The following is a 15,449-nucleotide window of genomic DNA, read 5'->3' on the forward strand; positions in this document are numbered from 1 at the left end:
CACGGACTTAAGACACGGACATGGCCCGGACCGATCAGCCTATCCAGCCGCTCGAGCTCGACTGCGCCGACGCATCGGTCACGCAGGAGATGACGCGCTGGCTGTCGCATCTGCGTGCGGAGCGGCGGCTGTCGCCGAAGACGCTTGAGGCCTATGCCCGGGACGTGCGCCAATGCCTCGCCTTCCTGGCCGGGCACTGGGGCGCGCGGGTGACGCTTAAGGCATTTTCCGCGCTCGAGGCGAGCGATGCGCGCGCCTTCATGGCGATGCGCCGGACCGAGGAGATCGGCGGGCGGTCGCTGATGCGGGCGCTGGCGGGCCTGCGCTCGTTCGGACAATTCCTGGAACGCGAGGGCAAGGGCAAGGTCGGCGCGCTCTCGGCGATCCGCGCGCCCAAGGTGGCGAAGAGCCTGCCGAAGCCGATTCACATGGAAGCGGCGAAACGCTTTGCCGACGCCGACGAGCGCGCGGACGAAACCCGCGAGACCTGGATCCTGGTGCGCGACGCCGCCGTCATGGCGCTGCTCTATGGTTCGGGCCTGCGCATCTCCGAGGCGCTGGGGTTGAAGCGCCGCGATGTGCCGAAACCCGGCGAAGGCGACGTGCTCGTGGTGACCGGCAAGGGCAACAAGACCCGCATGGTGCCGGTGCTGCAGAACGTGCTGCAATTGATCGCGGACTATGCGGCGATCTGCCCGCATCAACTCAGCCCCGCGGGGCCACTGTTCGTTGGTGCGCGCGGCGGCCCGCTCAGCCCACGAATCATCCAGCTCACCATGGAACGGCTGCGCGGCGCGCTCGGCCTGCCCGACAGCGCAACGCCGCATGCGCTGCGGCATTCCTTCGCCACGCATTTGCTCAGCCGCGGCGGCGATCTGCGCGCGATCCAGGAATTGCTCGGCCACGCTTCGCTGTCGACCACGCAGATCTACACCGGCATCGACAGCGAGCGCCTGCTCGAAGTCTATCGCTCCGCGCATCCCCGAGGTTGAACGTTCGGTTCTGAAAAATAAAGCGCGGGCTTTGGCCCGCCGTCATGCGCCGTTCATCTTCAGACGGTTACCCAAAACCCTTCGGCCCTTGCCTTGTGCGCCGCATTCGGCAATCGTGGCGCGGTCTCATCCGGAGGGGAATCATGAGCGCACATGAAAGTATGGAGCACGCGGAGCATGCCGAGCATGCCTCGGGCGAGAACAAGAAGATCGCGCTCCTGATCGCCGTGATCGCCCTGTGCCTGGCGCTGTCGGAAACGCTCGGCAAGGGCGCCCAGACCGAATCGATCAGCAAGAATGTCGAGGCCTCCAACCTGTGGGCCTTCTTCCAGGCCAAGAGCATCCGCCGGACCGCGGTGCAGACCGCGGCCGAACAGGGCAAGCTGAACCTCGCGACCACCACCGACGAGGCGGCCAGGGCCGCGCTGCAGAAGCAGATCGACGATTGGCAGAAAACCGCGGCGCGCTATCGCTCGGAGCCGGAAACCGGCGAGGGTTCAGAGCAGCTCTCCGAACGCGCCAAGCACGCCGAGCATGAGCGCGACGAGGCCACCGCGAAATATCATCATTTCGAGCTTGCCTCCGCCGCCTTCCAGATCGCCATCGTGCTGGCATCGGCGACCATCATCACGGGCATCATCGCGTTGGCCTGGGTCTCCGGCCTGGTGACGCTCGCCGGCATCGTGATGACGGCGCTCGGCCTGTTCCAGCCGCACTTGCTGCATCTGCATTGAGGAGGAAGGCGCCGCTTTGCGACCGTCATCCTGAGAGGCTGTGAGGCTTTCATGGCCGTCATTGCGAGGAGCGATAGCGACGAAGCAATCCATCCTTCCGTTCTGCCGACTTATGGATTGCTTCGCTTCGCTCGCAATGACGAGAATAGGGATCCTTCGAGACGACACGCAGAGCGCGGCTCCTCAGGATGACGGACCGAAGAGTCCTGCTTAGAGAGGCTTGCTGGTCTGATGCACGCTTTTGCGGAAGCGCGCGATCACGCGCAGCGTGCGCGCCGCCCAGCCCTCGCCGTCGCCACTGATCATCTCGCGAATGCGCCGCTTGATCGGCTCGACCAGCGCGGTGGCCTTGGCCCGCAGCGCCATCACGAAATTATAGAGTGCCTCGAACCAGGGCATCTCCAGCAGTTTCGGCCGCGTCACGTCGAACAGGAAGGCCGTCACGCCGACGCCGACGAACTTGGCGAACAGGATCAGCGAGACCGCACTGAACCAATATTGGTTCGCCAGCAGCCAGAGCCCGATCAGCTTGAGCGGAAACAGCGGGATGACCGGCACGACGAAGACAATCAGCGTCATCGCCGGCGACAGCGAATCGACCCGGTCGGCAAGCCACTGCTTGAGCGCGCGGAGCGGAATCCACGCCACCGCCCGCGCCACGATCGGCTCGAGATGGTCCCATAGCCAAGCCTCGACCAGGAAGATGATCGCAAGCAGGACCAAGAACGGCTGAAGCAGGCGGCGCAGCATCGCTATGATCTCGACCCGGCTTACGCCGGACTTTCGATCATCACATATGGATGGCGCGCTTGCCCACCGCAAGCGCGGCTTCCTTGATCGCCTCCGAACGGGTCGGGTGCGCGTGGCAGGTGCGTGCCAGATCCTCGGCAGATCCGCCGAATTCCATCAGAACGCAGGCTTCGTGGATCATTTCGCCGGCTTCGCGCCCGACAATGTGGACGCCAAGCACCCGATCCGTCTTCGCATCTGCGAGAATTTTCACGAAGCCGTCGGTGGTCTGATTGACCTTGGATCGGCCGTTCGCCGTGAACGGGAATTTGCCGACGGTGTACGCGACGCCGGCCTGCTTGAGTTCTTCCTCGGTCTTGCCGACCGACGATACTTCCGGCGTGGTATACACAACACCTGGAATGACGTCGTAGTTCACGTGGCCGGCCTGGCCCGCGATGATCTCCGCACAGGCAACGCCTTCGTCTTCCGCTTTGTGCGCGAGCATCGGCCCGGCCACGACGTCGCCGATCGCGTAGATGCCCTTCACGTTGGTCGAGAAGTGCGCGTCGATCTCGACGCGGCCGCGATTGTCGAGCGCAACGCCGGCTTCCTTCAGCCCGAGCCCCTCGGTGTAGGGCACCCGGCCGATGCAGACGAGCACGACGTCGGCTTCGATGGTTTCCGCAGCGCCGCCCGCGGCCGGCTCGACCTTGGCCTGCAGCGTCTTGCCGGAGCTATCGACCGCGGTGACCTTGGCGCCGAGCTTGAAGACGAAGCCCTGCTTTTCGAGCATGCGCTGAAATTGCTTTGCCACCTCGCCGTCCATGCCGGGCAGGATGCGGTCGAGGAATTCCACGACCATGACGTCCGCACCGAGACGCCGCCAGACCGAGCCAAGCTCGAGCCCGATCACCCCCGCGCCGATGATCAACAATTTCTCCGGCACCTTCTCCAGCGACAGCGCGCCGGTCGAGGACACGATGCGCTTCTCGTCGATGTCGATGCCCTTCAGGCGGGCGATATCGGAGCCGGTGGCGATCACGATGTTCCTGGTCTCGACGGTCTCGGACTTGCCGTCGCCGGAGACCTCGACCTTGCCGGCGCCCAGGATCTTGCCGGTGCCCTTGAGCACGTCGATCTTGTTCTTCTTCATCAAGAACTCGACGCCCTTGACGTTGCCGTCGATGCCCTGCTGCTTGAAGTTCATCATCGCGGGCAGATCTAGCTTCGGCGCCGGGACGCTGACGCCCAACTTGGCAAAGGAGTGCCCGGCTTCCTCGAACATCTCGGAGGCGTGCAGCAGCGCTTTCGACGGCATGCAGCCGACGTTGAGGCAAGTGCCGCCCAGCGTCGCGTCCTTCTCGACGACGGCGACCTTCATGCCGAGTTGCGCCGCGCGGATCGCGCAGACATATCCGCCCGGGCCGGTGCCAATGACGACGAGATCGTAAGAAGCCATGATGGAAGGTCCTGTAGCTAAGCTCTGTGACAATTACGCGGGGCGCGATCGTGACGGCAGACCGCCGCCCGCTCTTGATCGTGTGCTAGCGACCGCCCGACACGTCGAGGATCGCGCTGGTGACATAGGAAGCCTCGTCCGAGATCAGCCAGACGATGGCGTTGGCGATTTCATCGGCGGTGCCGACACGCTTCATCGGCACCATATGGGCAAGCCGGTGCGCGCGATCGGGCTCGCCCCCCGCGGCGTGGATGTCGGTGTCGATCAGTCCGGGCCGGATGCCGGCGACGCGGATCCCCTCATTCGCGACTTCGTAGCCGAGGCCAATCGTGAAGGAATCGATCGCGCCCTTGGAAGCGGCATAGTCGACATAGGTGTTGGGCGCGCCGAGCTTCGCCGCGACCGAGGACAGGTTGACGATGACGCCGCCCTTGCCGCCGTGCTTGGTCGACATGCGCTTCACCGCCTCGCGCGCGCACAGGATGCTGCCGGTGACATTCACTGCCATCATCTGCTGGATACGCTCGGCCGACATCTCGTCGACACGCACGCCGCTCTTGCCGACGATGCCGGCATTGTTGACGAGCGCGCCGAGCGTGCCGAAGCCGTCGGCCGCCTTGAACAGCGCCAGGATGTCCTGCTCGCTGCCGACATCGCATTTCACCGCGATCGCCTTGCCGTTGCTGGCTTCGATCGCGGCGACGACCTCGTCCGCCGCGGTCTTGTTGGATGCATAGCCGACCACGATGCGATAGCCGCGCGCGGCAGCAGCGAGCGCGGTGGCGCGGCCGATGCCGCGGCTGCCGCCGGTGATGACAACGACCTTATCCGTCACTTTGATCCCCAAATGTGAGCAACCAACAGATCGCGGCGCCCGAGCAGATCGGACGCCGCGCGCGATACGACCTTAGAGGTCCAGCACCAGGCGGGCCGGATCCTCCAGGCTCTCCTTGACGCGCACCAGGAAGGTAACCGCTTCCTTGCCGTCGATGACGCGGTGGTCGTAGGAGAGTGCCAGATACATCATCGGGCGCACCTCGATCTTGCCGCCGACCACCATCGGCCGCTCCTGGATCTTGTGCATGCCGAGGATGCCGGACTGCGGCGCATTCAGGATCGGCGTCGACATCAGCGAACCGTAGATGCCGCCATTGGTGATGGTGAAGGTGCCGCCCTGCATCTCGTCGATCTTGAGCTGGCCGTCGCGGGCGCGGCGGCCGTAGTCGGCGATCGACTTCTCGATCTCGGCGATCGACTTGTCGTCGCAGTCGCGCACCACAGGCACCACGAGGCCGCGGTCGGTGCCGACCGCAACGCCAATGTGATAGTAGTTCTTGTAGATCAGGTCAGAGCCGTCGATTTCGGCGTTGACCGCCGGAATGTCCTTTAGCCCCTGCACGACCGCCTTGGTGAAGAAGCCCATGAAGCCGAGCTTCGAGCCGTGCTTCTTCTCGAACGTGTCCTTGTAGAGGGCCCGCAGCTTCATCACCTCGGTCATGTCGACCTCGTTGAAGGTCGTCAGCATCGCGGCGGTGTTCTGCACGTCCTTGAGGCGGCGCGCGATGGTCTGGCGCAGCCGCGTCATCTTCACGCGTTCCTCGCGCGCGGCGTCGTCCGCCGGCGACGGCGCACGAACCTGCACGGCGGCGGCCGGCTGGTTGACCGGGGTCGGCGCCGAGGCGGCCTTCTCGATCGCGGCCAGCATGTCGCCCTTGGTCACGCGGCCGTCCTTGCCCGAGCCGGGAACGGTGGACGCATCGATGCCGCTTTCAGCGGACAGCTTGCGGACCGAGGGTGCCAGCGGCGCATCCGCCGGCGGCGCCTTCGGCGCAGCGGCAGCAGCCGGCGCAGCAGCGGCAGCCGGTGCGGCGGCCTTGGCGGGAGCCGCAGCAGCCGGCCTGGCGGCCGGAGCGGCGCCGTCATTGATCTGTCCGAGCAGCGCGCCGACGGCGACCGTCTCGCCGTCCTTGGCGATGATCTCGCCGAGCGTACCGGCCACCGGCGCGGGCACCTCGATGGTGACCTTGTCGGTCTCCAGCTCCACCAACGGCTCGTCCACCGCGACGGCTTCACCGGCCTTCTTGAACCAGCGGCCGATCGTGGCCTCGGTCACGGATTCGCCGAGCGTTGGAACGCGAATTTCAGTCATGGTCTTTTCCTCGATAACCCTGCGGTCGCAAAATTTGCGGTCGTGAAACTTGTCCGCCACCGCCCGCAAAGCGAGCGATCCGGTACTCCGTGACGACAGCACTTCTGCTGGATGACGCGGGATACCGGATGCCCCGCATTCGCGGGGCATGGCTTCAATGAAAGTCGTTAGTTCAGTGCGTCGTCGAGCAGCGCCTTGAGCTGCGCCAGATGTTTCGACATCAAGCCGGTCGCGGTTGCCGCCGATGCCGGACGGCCCGCATAGCGCGGACGCCTGTTGGGTGCGTGGATCTGGTTGAGCACCCATTCCAGATAGGGCTCGATGAAGTGCCAGGAGCCCATGTTGCGCGGCTCTTCCTGGCACCAGACCACCTCGGCGTTCTTGAAGCGGCCGAGCTCCTGCACCAGCGCCTTCAGCGGCACCGGATAGAGCTGCTCGACGCGCATCAGATAGATGTCGTCGATGTCGCGCTTCTCACGCTCCTCATAGAGATCGTAGTAGACCTTGCCGGAGCACAGCACGACGCGGCGAATCTTGTCGTCCGGCACCAGCTTGATCTTCTCGTCCGGCAGCATCTGCGCGTCATCGTACAGAATGCGATGGAACGTGGCGTTCTTGCCGAGCTCCTCGAGCTGCGACACGGCGCGCTTGTGGCGCAGCAGCGACTTCGGCGTCATCAGGATCAGCGGCTTGCGGATCTCGCGATGCAGCTGGCGCCGCAGCACGTGGAAGTAGTTCGCCGGCGTGGTCGGATTGACCACCTGCATGTTGTCTTCGGCGCACATCTGCAGGTAACGCTCGAGGCGCGCGGAGGAATGCTCCGGTCCCTGCCCTTCGTAGCCGTGCGGCAGCAGGCAGACGAGGCCCGACATGCGCAGCCACTTGCGTTCGCCCGACGAGATGAACTGGTCGAACACCACCTGCGCGCCGTTGGCGAAGTCGCCGAACTGCGCTTCCCAGAGCGCCAGCGCATTCGGCTCGGCCAGCGAGTAGCCGTATTCGAAGCCGAGCACCGCCTCTTCCGACAGCAGCGAGTTGATGACCTCGTAGTGGCCGGTGTCTTCGCCGCCGAGATGGTTGAACGGCGTGTAGCGGCTCTCGTCCTCCTGGTCGATCAGCACTGAATGGCGCTGCGAGAAGGTCCCGCGCTCGGAATCCTGGCCGGACAGCCGCACATGATGACCTTCCTGCAGCAGCGTGCAGAATGCCAGGGCCTCGCCGGTGGCCCAGTCGATCCCGACACCGCTGTCGATCGCCTTGGCGCGATTGTCGAGGAAACGCTGGATGGTGCGGTGGACGCGGAAGCCGTCCGGCACCTTGGTGATCTTGCGGCCGATATCCTTGAGAACGGCGACATCGACGCCGGTGACGCCGCGCCGGGCGTCCTCTTCCTGGTCGGCGATCTTGAAGCCTGCCCACTTGCCGTCGAGCCAGTCGGCCTTGTTCGGCTTGTAGCCGGCACCGGCTTCAAGCTCGGCGTCGAGCCGCGCGCGCCAGTCGGCCTTGGCCTTCTCGACCTCGCCCTCGGTCAACACGCCGTCAGCGACCAGCCGCTTGGCGTAAATCTCGAGCGTTGAGGGGTGAGAAGCGATCTTCTTGTACATCACCGGCTGGGTGAACGCCGGCTCGTCGCCCTCGTTGTGGCCGTGGCGCCGGTAGCAGAACATGTCGATGACGACCGGCTTGTGGAATTTCTGCCGGAACTCGATCGCGACCTTGGCCGCGAACACCACGGCCTCCGGATCGTCGCCATTCACGTGGAAGATCGGCGCATCGATCATCTTCGCCACGTCGGACGGATAGGGCGACGAGCGCGAGTAGCGCGGATAGGTGGTGAAGCCGATCTGGTTGTTGACGATGAAATGCAGCGAGCCGCCGGTGCGGTAGCCCTTCAGATCTGACAGGCTGAAGCATTCAGCCACCACGCCCTGGCCCGCGAATGCCGCGTCGCCGTGCATCAGCAGCGGCAGCACGGAGATACGCATATCCGGCGGATCGCCGTGCTGGTCCTGCTTGGCGCGCACCTTGCCCATCACGACCGGATCGACGATCTCGAGATGCGACGGGTTTGCGGTCAGCGACAGATGGATGTTGTTGCCGTCGAACTCGCGGTCCGAGGAGGCGCCGAGGTGATACTTGACGTCGCCCGAGCCTTCGACCGAGTCGGGGTTGGCCGAACCACCCTTGAACTCATGGAACAGCGCGCGGTGCGGCTTGCCCATCACCTGGGTCAGCACGTTGAGGCGGCCGCGATGCGGCATGCCGACCACGATCTCCTTCACGCCGAGATTGCCGCCGCGCTTGATGATCTGCTCGAGCGCCGGGATCAGCGATTCACCGCCGTCGAGGCCGAAGCGCTTGGTGCCGGTGAACTTGGTGTCGCAGAACTTCTCGAAGCCGTCCGCCTCGATCAGCTTGTTGAGGATCGCGCGGCGCCCCTCGGGCGTGAACGAGATCTCCTTGTCCGGCCCCTCGATGCGCTCCTGGATCCACGCCTTCTGCGCGGCGTTCGAGATGTGCATGAATTCGACGCCGAGCGTCTGGCAGTAGGTGCGTTCGCAGATCTGCACGATCTCGCGCAGCGTGCCGTATTCGAGGCCGAGCACGTGGTCGAGGAAGATCTTGCGGTCGAAGTCCGCCTCGGTGAAGCCATAGGAGCGCGGATCGAGCTCCTCGCGGTCGCGCGGCGCCTCGATGCCGAGCGGATCGAGCTTGGCGTGGAAATGGCCGCGCATGCGGTAGGCGCGGATCAGCATCAACGCGCGAACCGAATCGCGGGTGGCCTGATGGACGTCGGCATCGGACAGCTCGGCGCCCTTGGCCTGCGCCTTGGCCGCGAGCTTGGTGCTGACCGCCTTCTCGACCTGGGCCCAGTTGCCGTCGAGCGCCGATGTCAGCTCGTCGCGCGGCGTCACCGGCCAGTTGTCGCGGCCCCACGAGGCGCCCTCGGCGTTCTTCTGGACGTCGGCCGGGGCGTCCTTCAGGCTTTTGAAGAAATCCTGCCATTCGGCGTCGACCGACGACGGGTCCTGCTCGTAGCGGGCGTAGAGGTCGTCGATGTAGGCGGCGTTGGTGCCCTGCAGGAATGATGAGAGTGCAAAAGCGGCGTTCGCGTCTTGGCGAGACATGGGCAGTCCTGGTGATTTTTTCGGTTCGCGCGTAGGAGACGGCGCTGATGCCGGTCTGGAAGTGCGCCGGCTGGATTGATACCCTTTACCCTATCTAGGACAGATATTCCTGCCTAAAAGAACTAAGAAATGAATTTATTTTCATTTTTTATTGATCGGCATTCCGGCACCAAAACGCAATAAAAGAGCGGGTTCCCCAAGGAGAACCCGCCCCAAATCACGCCAAACCTCGAAGGGAACTCGCCGGACGGCGGTTACTTCAGCATTTCCGCGAGCGTGTGCCCGAGGCGCGCCGGCGACGGCGACACCCTGATGCCGGCGGCTTCCATCGCCGCGGTCTTGGAACCGGCGTCGCCCTTGCCGCCCGAGATGATCGCGCCGGCATGGCCCATGCGGCGGCCGGGAGGTGCGGTGACACCGGCAATGAAGCCGACCATCGGCTTCTTGCGGCCACGCTTGGCCTCGTCCTTGAGGAACTGGGCGGCGTCCTCCTCGGCGGAGCCGCCGATTTCGCCGATCATCACGATCGACTTGGTCTTCTCGTCGGCCAGGAACATCTCCAGCATGTCGATGAACTCGGTGCCCTTGACCGGGTCGCCGCCGATGCCGACCGCGGTGGTCTGGCCGAGCCCCTCCTGGGTGGTCTGGAACACCGCCTCATAGGTCAGGGTGCCGGAGCGGGAGACGATGCCGACCGAGCCGGGCTTGAAGATGTTGGCCGGCATGATGCCGATCTTGCATTCGCCGGCGGTCATCACGCCGGGGCAGTTCGGCCCGATCAGCCGCGACTTCGAGCCCGACAGCGAGCGCTTCACGCGCACCATGTCGAGCACCGGGATGCCCTCGGTGATGCAGACGATCAGCGGGATTTCCGCATCGATCGCCTCGCAGATCGCGTCGGCTGCGCCCGGCGGCGGGACATAGACCACGCTGGCGTCGGCGCCGGTCTTCTCGCGCGCTTCGGCGACGGTGTCGAACACCGGCAGGTTGAGATGGGTCGAGCCGCCTTTGCCCGGCGCCACGCCGCCGACCATCTTGGTGCCGTAAGCGATCGCCGCTTCCGAATGGAACGTGCCGTTCTTGCCGGTGAAGCCCTGGCAGATGACCTTGGTGTTCTTGTCGATCAGAATGGACATGGTTCGAGATGCTTTCGCGAGACGATCGGTGATGGGACTCTATGGTTTGAGCATGATCTTGTCGGAAAACCGGAGACCACTTTTCCGGATCATGCTCAGTGAATACGCCGGTACACGCCGGTGAGCACGTCGGCCCACCCTTCCGCGTCAGGCGAGAACTGGATTTTCATGTTGTAGGTGTTGTCGTCGACGACCTCGTAGACGTGACGGGCATTGCCGCGCAGCGAGCCGCGCACCAGGATCAGCGACTTGCCCGCCCAGCCACCGGACGCCGGTGACGGCGGGTAGTAGCCGAGCGAGTCGTGCCAGAACAATTTGTAGGCCCGATCGTCGCGGTCGTAGGTGAACACGCCGTGGGTGGCGAAGCTCTCCTTGCCGTCGCGGGTCTGCACGCTGTCCTGGATCAGGTAGAAGCCGTTGAGCGCGATGCGCGCAACGACATGCGAGGTGGCCGGACCGCCCGCGGCCCAGCGCGACGGATAGACCATCTCTTCGCCGCTCCACTCGCCCGCAAACGCCGCGAGCTTGCGGTGTTCGTCCAGCGGTGTCGGAGCGTCGAGATGATCGGCCATCGTTAGCCTCCCTTGACGGCTTTCACGATCTTCTGTGCAGCGTCATCGAGGTTGTCGGCGGGCAGGACGTTGAGGCCGCTCTCGCGGATGATCTTCTTGCCCTGCTCGACATTGGTGCCTTCGAGGCGCACCACCAGCGGCACCTTGAGGCCGACCTGCTTCACCGCGGCGACCACGCCCTCGGCAATCACGTCGCACTTCATGATGCCGCCGAAGATGTTGACCAGAATGCCCTTCACGTTCGGATCGGCAGTGATGATCTTGAACGCGGCCGCGACCTTCTCCACGCTGGCGCCGCCGCCGACGTCGAGGAAGTTCGCCGGCTCCATGCCGTACAGCTTGATGATGTCCATGGTCGCCATGGCGAGCCCGGCGCCGTTGACCATGCAGCCGATGGTGCCGTCGAGCGCGACGTAGTTGAGATCGTATTTCGACGCCTCGATCTCCTTGGCGTCTTCCTCGGTCTCGTCGCGCAGCGCGACCACGTCCGGATGACGATAGAGTGCGTTGCTGTCGAACGATACCTTGGCGTCCAGCACGCGCAGCTGGCCCTGCTTGGTGACGACGAGCGGATTGATCTCGAGCATCGCCATGTCCTTGGCGGCGAAGGCGGCATAGAGCTGGCCGGTCAGCTTCTCGGCCTGCTTGGCGAGATCGCCGGTCAGCTTCAGCGCCTTGGCAACCGTGCGGCCGTGATGCGGCATGATGCCGGTCGCGGGATCGACCGAGAACGAGACGATCTTTTCCGGGGTCGAATGCGCGACCTCTTCGATATTCACGCCGCCTTCGGTCGACACCACGAAGGAAATTTCGGAGGTCTCGCGATTGACCAGGATCGAGAGGTAGAACTCCTTGTCGATGTCGGAGCCTTCCTCGATGTAGAGGCGATTGACCTGCTTGCCGTGCGGACCGGTCTGCACCGTGACCAGCGTCGCGCCGAGCATCTGCTTGGCGAATTCGCTGACCTCGGCGGCCGACTTGGCGATGCGGACGCCGCCCTTCTCGCCGGCCGATGCTTCCTTGAACTTGCCCTTGCCGCGGCCGCCGGCATGGATCTGGCTCTTCACCACCCAGATCGGGCCGGGCAGCTGCTTGGCCGCCGCGTCGGCCTCTTCCGGCTTCAGCACCGGCACGCCGCGCGAGATCGGCACGCCGAATTCATGCAGCAAAGCCTTGGCCTGGTATTCATGGATATTCATGGAAAGACGCTCCCAAACCCTCGTGCGGCGACCTTTTAAGTCAGCCTTGAGACTGGCATACCATATACCAAAGCTCGCGCAACTAAAAAATCCGCCGAAATTTCATCGCCTTGCACCCGACAGGCGATTGAAACCGCCTATCGGGTCATTGCCAATCGAGATTACTTGCCGAGCAGATCGGGCGCGATCTTCTTGCAGGCGTCGACCAGGCCCTGCACCGCACCGACCGACTTGTCGAAAGCCTCGCGGTCCTTGCCCGCCAGCTCGATCTCGACGATGCGCTCGACACCCTTGGCACCGACCACGACCGGCACGCCGACATACATGTCCTTCACGCCGTACTCGCCGTTGAGATAGGCGGCGCAGGGCAGCACGCGCTTCTTGTCCTTCAGGTAGCTCTCGGCCATCGCGATCGCGGATGCAGCCGGCGCGTAGAAGGCGGAGCCAGTCTTGAGCAGGTTGACGATCTCGGCGCCGCCGTTGCGGGTGCGATCGACGATCTCATCGATGCGCGCCTGCGAGGTCCAGCCCATCTTGACGAGGTCGGGCAGCGGAATGCCGGCGACAGTCGAGTAGCGGGTCAGCGGCACCATGGTGTCGCCGTGGCCGCCGAGCACGAAGGCGGTGACGTCCTCGACCGAGACGTGGAATTCGTCGGCCAGGAAATAGCGGAAACGCGCGGAGTCGAGCACGCCGGCCATGCCGACCACCTTCTTGTGCGGCAGGCCCGAGGCCTTCTGCAGCGCCCACACCATGGCGTCGAGCGGGTTGGTGATGCAGATGACGAAGGCGTCGGGCGCGTACTTCTTGATGCCGGCGCCGACCTGCTCCATGACCTTGAGGTTGATGGAGAGGAGATCGTCGCGGCTCATCCCGGGCTTGCGCGGCACGCCGGCGGTGACGATGCAGACCTTGGCGCCGTCGAGCGCTTCATAGGAATTGGCGCCGACCAGATTGGAATCGAAACCGTCGACCGGCGACGACTGCGCGATGTCGAGCGCTTTGCCCTGCGGCACGCCCTCTGCAATATCGAACAGCACGACGTCTCCGAGTTCCTTGAGGCCGACGAGGTGCGCCAGCGTTCCGCCGATCTGTCCGGAGCCAATCAGAGCAATCTTGTCGCGTGCCATGGGAAATCAGTCCTTTGAACTGTGTACGGAGGGAGGGAAGTCGGTTGCAAGGGTGGTTATCCCTTTCGAATGATCCATTCAAGTCGCGGCCTGCCCGATTGCGGGCCCTGCCTGGAATTCGATCAGGCATGCCAGCAACATCCGCCGCGGAGACACGAAAAGTTGCTCCGAACCGGACCGCGCGCAAGACGGAATTTCGAGACGGAATTTCGAGGCTGAATTTCAGGTCTCGACCAGGCCGGTCGACGCGCCGCTCGCGGAGGAGTCCTTCCGGCCGTGCGGCAGCGCCAGGTAGGATTCCGAGCTCATTTCGATCAGGCGCGAGGATGTGCGCTTGAACTCCATCGCCTCGACACCGTCGGTCGCGAGGTACAGCGACACCGGATCGGCCTCGGCCGAGGCCATCAGCTTCACGGCATTGTCATAGAGCGTGTCGATCAGCGAGATGAAGCGCTTGGCGGCATTGCGCTCGGCGTAGTCCATCACCGGAATGTGGTCGATCAGGATCGTGTGGTAGTCATGCGCGAGCCTGAGATAGTCGGACGCGGCCAGCGGCTTCTCGCAGATGTCCATGAAGCTGAAGCGCGCGACGCCGTGCGCCGAGCAGGGCACGTTCAGGATGCGACCCTTGATCGGAATGAGGCGCGCCTTGCACGGCGCATTGCCGGTCATCTTGCGCCAGGCCGCGTTGAGCGCGGCATCGGCCGCGTCATCCGCGGGCACCAGCCACATCTTGACGCCGACGAGTTTCTCCAGCCGGAAGTCGGTGCGCGCATCGAGCCGCAGCACGTCCATGTGGTCGGAGATCTGCGCAATGAACGGCAGGAACAGCGCGCGATTGAGCCCGCCCTTGTAGAGATCGTCAGGCGCAACGTTCGAGGTCGCGACCACGACGGTGCCGAGCTCGAACAGCTTGGCGAACAGCCGGCCGAGGATCATCGCATCGGCGATGTCGGTGACGTGAAATTCGTCGAAGCAGAGCAGCCAGGCTTCGTCGAAGATCGCCTGCGCGGTGAGCGCGATCACGTCACCGTCCGCGATCTCGCCGCGCGCGATCTGCTGACGGTAGCCGTAGATGCGCTCATGCGCCTCGGCCATGAATTCGTGGAAGTGCGCGCGGCGCTTGTGCTCGACCGGGCTCTGCTGGAAGAACAGATCCATCAGCATGGTCTTGCCGCGGCCGACCTCGCCGTGGACGTAGAGCCCGCGCGGCGGCTTGTCGTCCTTGTCGCCGCCGAACAGCCGCCCGAACAGGCCTTGCTTGCGCTGCGGCTTGTAGCTCGCGAGCCGCTCATCCAGCGCGCCGAATGCCTCGGCGGCGCGGGCCTGGGCGGGATCGGCCTCGATCGCGCCGGAGGCGACCAGGGATTTGTAGAGCTCGAGAAAGGAACTGGGCGAGGTGGACAGCATGAGCCCACCTTACGGCCCTAGTGTGCGGCAAATTGCAAGCCGTGAATTGTGCCAGTGGCTATGCAGGCAGGTATGCAAGCACGAGCCCTTGCATACCACAGCCGGCCGCATGAGCCGCGTCGGGTGCCTCAAGCCGCGATCTTAGGGCACCTCACGCGCAGAGCGCGTAGGAATCCTCGACCACATAGGGGCCGCCGCCTGTCGACGCGCGCGACGAGAACAGCACGAAGCGGTCCGCCAGGAAGCTGCGGCTCGGGAAGTAGCCGCGCACGGACAGATAATCCGCGACGTCCTGGCTCGAAGCGTCATGCAGACGAGCGAGCGTGACATGTGGCGTGAATTTCCTGCCCTCGGGATCGAGCCCCATCCGCTGCATCATCCGCTCGAGCTCGGCCTGCAGTTCGATCAGCGGCCGGCTCGGCTCGACGGCGGCAACCACCGCGCGCGGCTTGCGTCCGCCGAAGCTCGACAGGCCTTGCAATTTGACCTCGAACGGCTTGCGGTTTACCCGAAACAACATCGTCGCGATCTCGTTGGCCCACATGCCATCGATATCGCCGATGAAGCGCAGAGTGACGTGATAATTTTCGGGATCGATCCAGCGTGCGCCGGGAAGGCCGCCACGCAAGCTGGAGAGGGTTTGGCCGATATCGGCCGGAATTTCCAGTCCAGTGAACAGACGCGGCATCGCAATAATCCTCGATGCTTGGCGCGGGTTTTGGGAGCCCGCACCCTGTAACGGCCCGGCGACGAATCACCGATGCCTATTTGTACCCGAGATATGTGACTCTGCGAAGCATGACCCGTT

General features: G+C 64.4%; 13 protein-coding genes. 2 read left to right on the forward strand and 11 right to left on the reverse strand.

Annotated elements, in window-relative coordinates; genetic code table 11:
* The first annotated feature begins 20 nt into the window (after positions 1-20).
* Together ACSKB9_RS23170 and ACSKB9_RS23175 are read left to right on the forward strand one after the other, a co-directional pair.
* Positions 21-992, forward strand: coding sequence for a tyrosine recombinase XerC (locus tag ACSKB9_RS23170; RefSeq protein ID WP_438076002.1), 972 nt, complete (start codon positions 21-23; stop codon positions 990-992).
* 143 nt (positions 993-1,135) lie between these two features.
* Entirely contained in the window at positions 1,136-1,726 is a 591-nt protein-coding gene (locus ACSKB9_RS23175; protein ID WP_028336314.1) for a DUF4337 domain-containing protein, read from the forward strand.
* A 210-nt stretch (positions 1,727-1,936) separates the two neighbouring features.
* Here ACSKB9_RS23175 and ACSKB9_RS23180 read toward each other — a convergent pair whose 3' ends face one another.
* The 11 genes from ACSKB9_RS23180 to thpR form a co-directional block, all read right to left on the reverse strand.
* Entirely contained in the window at positions 1,937-2,476 is a 540-nt protein-coding gene (locus tag ACSKB9_RS23180) for a hypothetical protein (protein ID WP_438076004.1), read from the reverse strand.
* 40 nt (positions 2,477-2,516) lie between these two features.
* The gene (lpdA, locus tag ACSKB9_RS23185) at positions 2,517-3,917 is read right to left on the reverse strand and encodes a dihydrolipoyl dehydrogenase (protein WP_438076006.1); all 1,401 of its coding nucleotides are present in this window, start codon (positions 3,915-3,917) and stop codon (positions 2,517-2,519) included.
* Positions 3,918-4,002: 85 nt separating this feature from the next.
* Complete coding sequence (locus ACSKB9_RS23190; protein WP_057020974.1) at positions 4,003-4,752, reverse strand: SDR family oxidoreductase; 750 nt, start codon at positions 4,750-4,752, stop codon at positions 4,003-4,005.
* A gap of 72 nt (positions 4,753-4,824) precedes the next feature.
* Entirely contained in the window at positions 4,825-6,066 is a 1,242-nt protein-coding gene (gene odhB, locus ACSKB9_RS23195; RefSeq protein ID WP_438076008.1) for a 2-oxoglutarate dehydrogenase complex dihydrolipoyllysine-residue succinyltransferase, read from the reverse strand.
* 167 nt (positions 6,067-6,233) lie between these two features.
* The gene (locus ACSKB9_RS23200; RefSeq protein WP_438076010.1) at positions 6,234-9,194 is read right to left on the reverse strand and encodes a 2-oxoglutarate dehydrogenase E1 component; all 2,961 of its coding nucleotides are present in this window, start codon (positions 9,192-9,194) and stop codon (positions 6,234-6,236) included.
* Positions 9,195-9,448: 254 nt separating this feature from the next.
* A complete protein-coding gene (gene sucD, locus ACSKB9_RS23205) occupies positions 9,449-10,330 on the reverse strand; it encodes a succinate--CoA ligase subunit alpha (RefSeq protein WP_028340814.1) in 882 nt (293 codons plus the stop codon).
* Positions 10,331-10,425: 95 nt separating this feature from the next.
* Positions 10,426-10,902 (reverse strand): DUF1579 family protein, encoded by a 477-nt coding sequence (locus ACSKB9_RS23210; protein WP_438076012.1) that lies wholly within the window; start codon positions 10,900-10,902, stop codon positions 10,426-10,428.
* Between the two features lie 2 nt (positions 10,903-10,904).
* Complete coding sequence (sucC, locus tag ACSKB9_RS23215) at positions 10,905-12,101, reverse strand: ADP-forming succinate--CoA ligase subunit beta (RefSeq protein ID WP_438076014.1); 1,197 nt, start codon at positions 12,099-12,101, stop codon at positions 10,905-10,907.
* 161 nt (positions 12,102-12,262) lie between these two features.
* Entirely contained in the window at positions 12,263-13,231 is a 969-nt protein-coding gene (gene mdh, locus ACSKB9_RS23220; protein ID WP_028336306.1) for a malate dehydrogenase, read from the reverse strand.
* Between the two features lie 222 nt (positions 13,232-13,453).
* On the reverse strand, positions 13,454-14,641 hold the full coding sequence (gene zapE, locus ACSKB9_RS23225) for a cell division protein ZapE (protein ID WP_438076017.1): 1,188 nt from the start codon (positions 14,639-14,641) through the stop codon (positions 13,454-13,456).
* Positions 14,642-14,792: 151 nt separating this feature from the next.
* Positions 14,793-15,329, reverse strand: a complete 537-nt coding sequence (gene thpR, locus ACSKB9_RS23230; RefSeq protein ID WP_057020928.1) for an RNA 2',3'-cyclic phosphodiesterase — start codon at positions 15,327-15,329, stop codon at positions 14,793-14,795.
* Between the last annotated feature and the right edge of the window lie 120 nt (positions 15,330-15,449).

Source organism: Bradyrhizobium sp. BR 1433 (genome assembly GCF_051547665.1).
Lineage (GTDB): Bacteria > Pseudomonadota > Alphaproteobacteria > Rhizobiales > Xanthobacteraceae > Bradyrhizobium > Bradyrhizobium australafricanum.

What these genes read in the sequence shown, in the direction of transcription:
- ACSKB9_RS23170 (WP_438076002.1), top strand. Translation starts at nt 21, where the DNA reads ATGGCCCGGACCGATCAGCCTATCCAGCCGCTCGAGCTCGACTGCGCC.
- ACSKB9_RS23175 (WP_028336314.1), top strand. Translation starts at nt 1,136, where the DNA reads ATGAGCGCACATGAAAGTATGGAGCACGCGGAGCATGCCGAGCATGCC.
- ACSKB9_RS23180 (WP_438076004.1), bottom strand. Translation starts at nt 2,476, where the DNA reads ATGCTGCGCCGCCTGCTTCAGCCGTTCTTGGTCCTGCTTGCGATCATC.
- lpdA (WP_438076006.1), bottom strand. Translation starts at nt 3,917, where the DNA reads ATGGCTTCTTACGATCTCGTCGTCATTGGCACCGGCCCGGGCGGATAT.
- odhB (WP_438076008.1), bottom strand. Translation starts at nt 6,066, where the DNA reads ATGACTGAAATTCGCGTTCCAACGCTCGGCGAATCCGTGACCGAGGCC.
- ACSKB9_RS23200 (WP_438076010.1), bottom strand. Translation starts at nt 9,194, where the DNA reads ATGTCTCGCCAAGACGCGAACGCCGCTTTTGCACTCTCATCATTCCTG.
- sucD (WP_028340814.1), bottom strand. Translation starts at nt 10,330, where the DNA reads ATGTCCATTCTGATCGACAAGAACACCAAGGTCATCTGCCAGGGCTTC.
- ACSKB9_RS23210 (WP_438076012.1), bottom strand. Translation starts at nt 10,902, where the DNA reads ATGGCCGATCATCTCGACGCTCCGACACCGCTGGACGAACACCGCAAG.
- sucC (WP_438076014.1), bottom strand. Translation starts at nt 12,101, where the DNA reads ATGAATATCCATGAATACCAGGCCAAGGCTTTGCTGCATGAATTCGGC.
- mdh (WP_028336306.1), bottom strand. Translation starts at nt 13,231, where the DNA reads ATGGCACGCGACAAGATTGCTCTGATTGGCTCCGGACAGATCGGCGGA.
- zapE (WP_438076017.1), bottom strand. Translation starts at nt 14,641, where the DNA reads ATGCTGTCCACCTCGCCCAGTTCCTTTCTCGAGCTCTACAAATCCCTG.
- thpR (WP_057020928.1), bottom strand. Translation starts at nt 15,329, where the DNA reads ATGCCGCGTCTGTTCACTGGACTGGAAATTCCGGCCGATATCGGCCAA.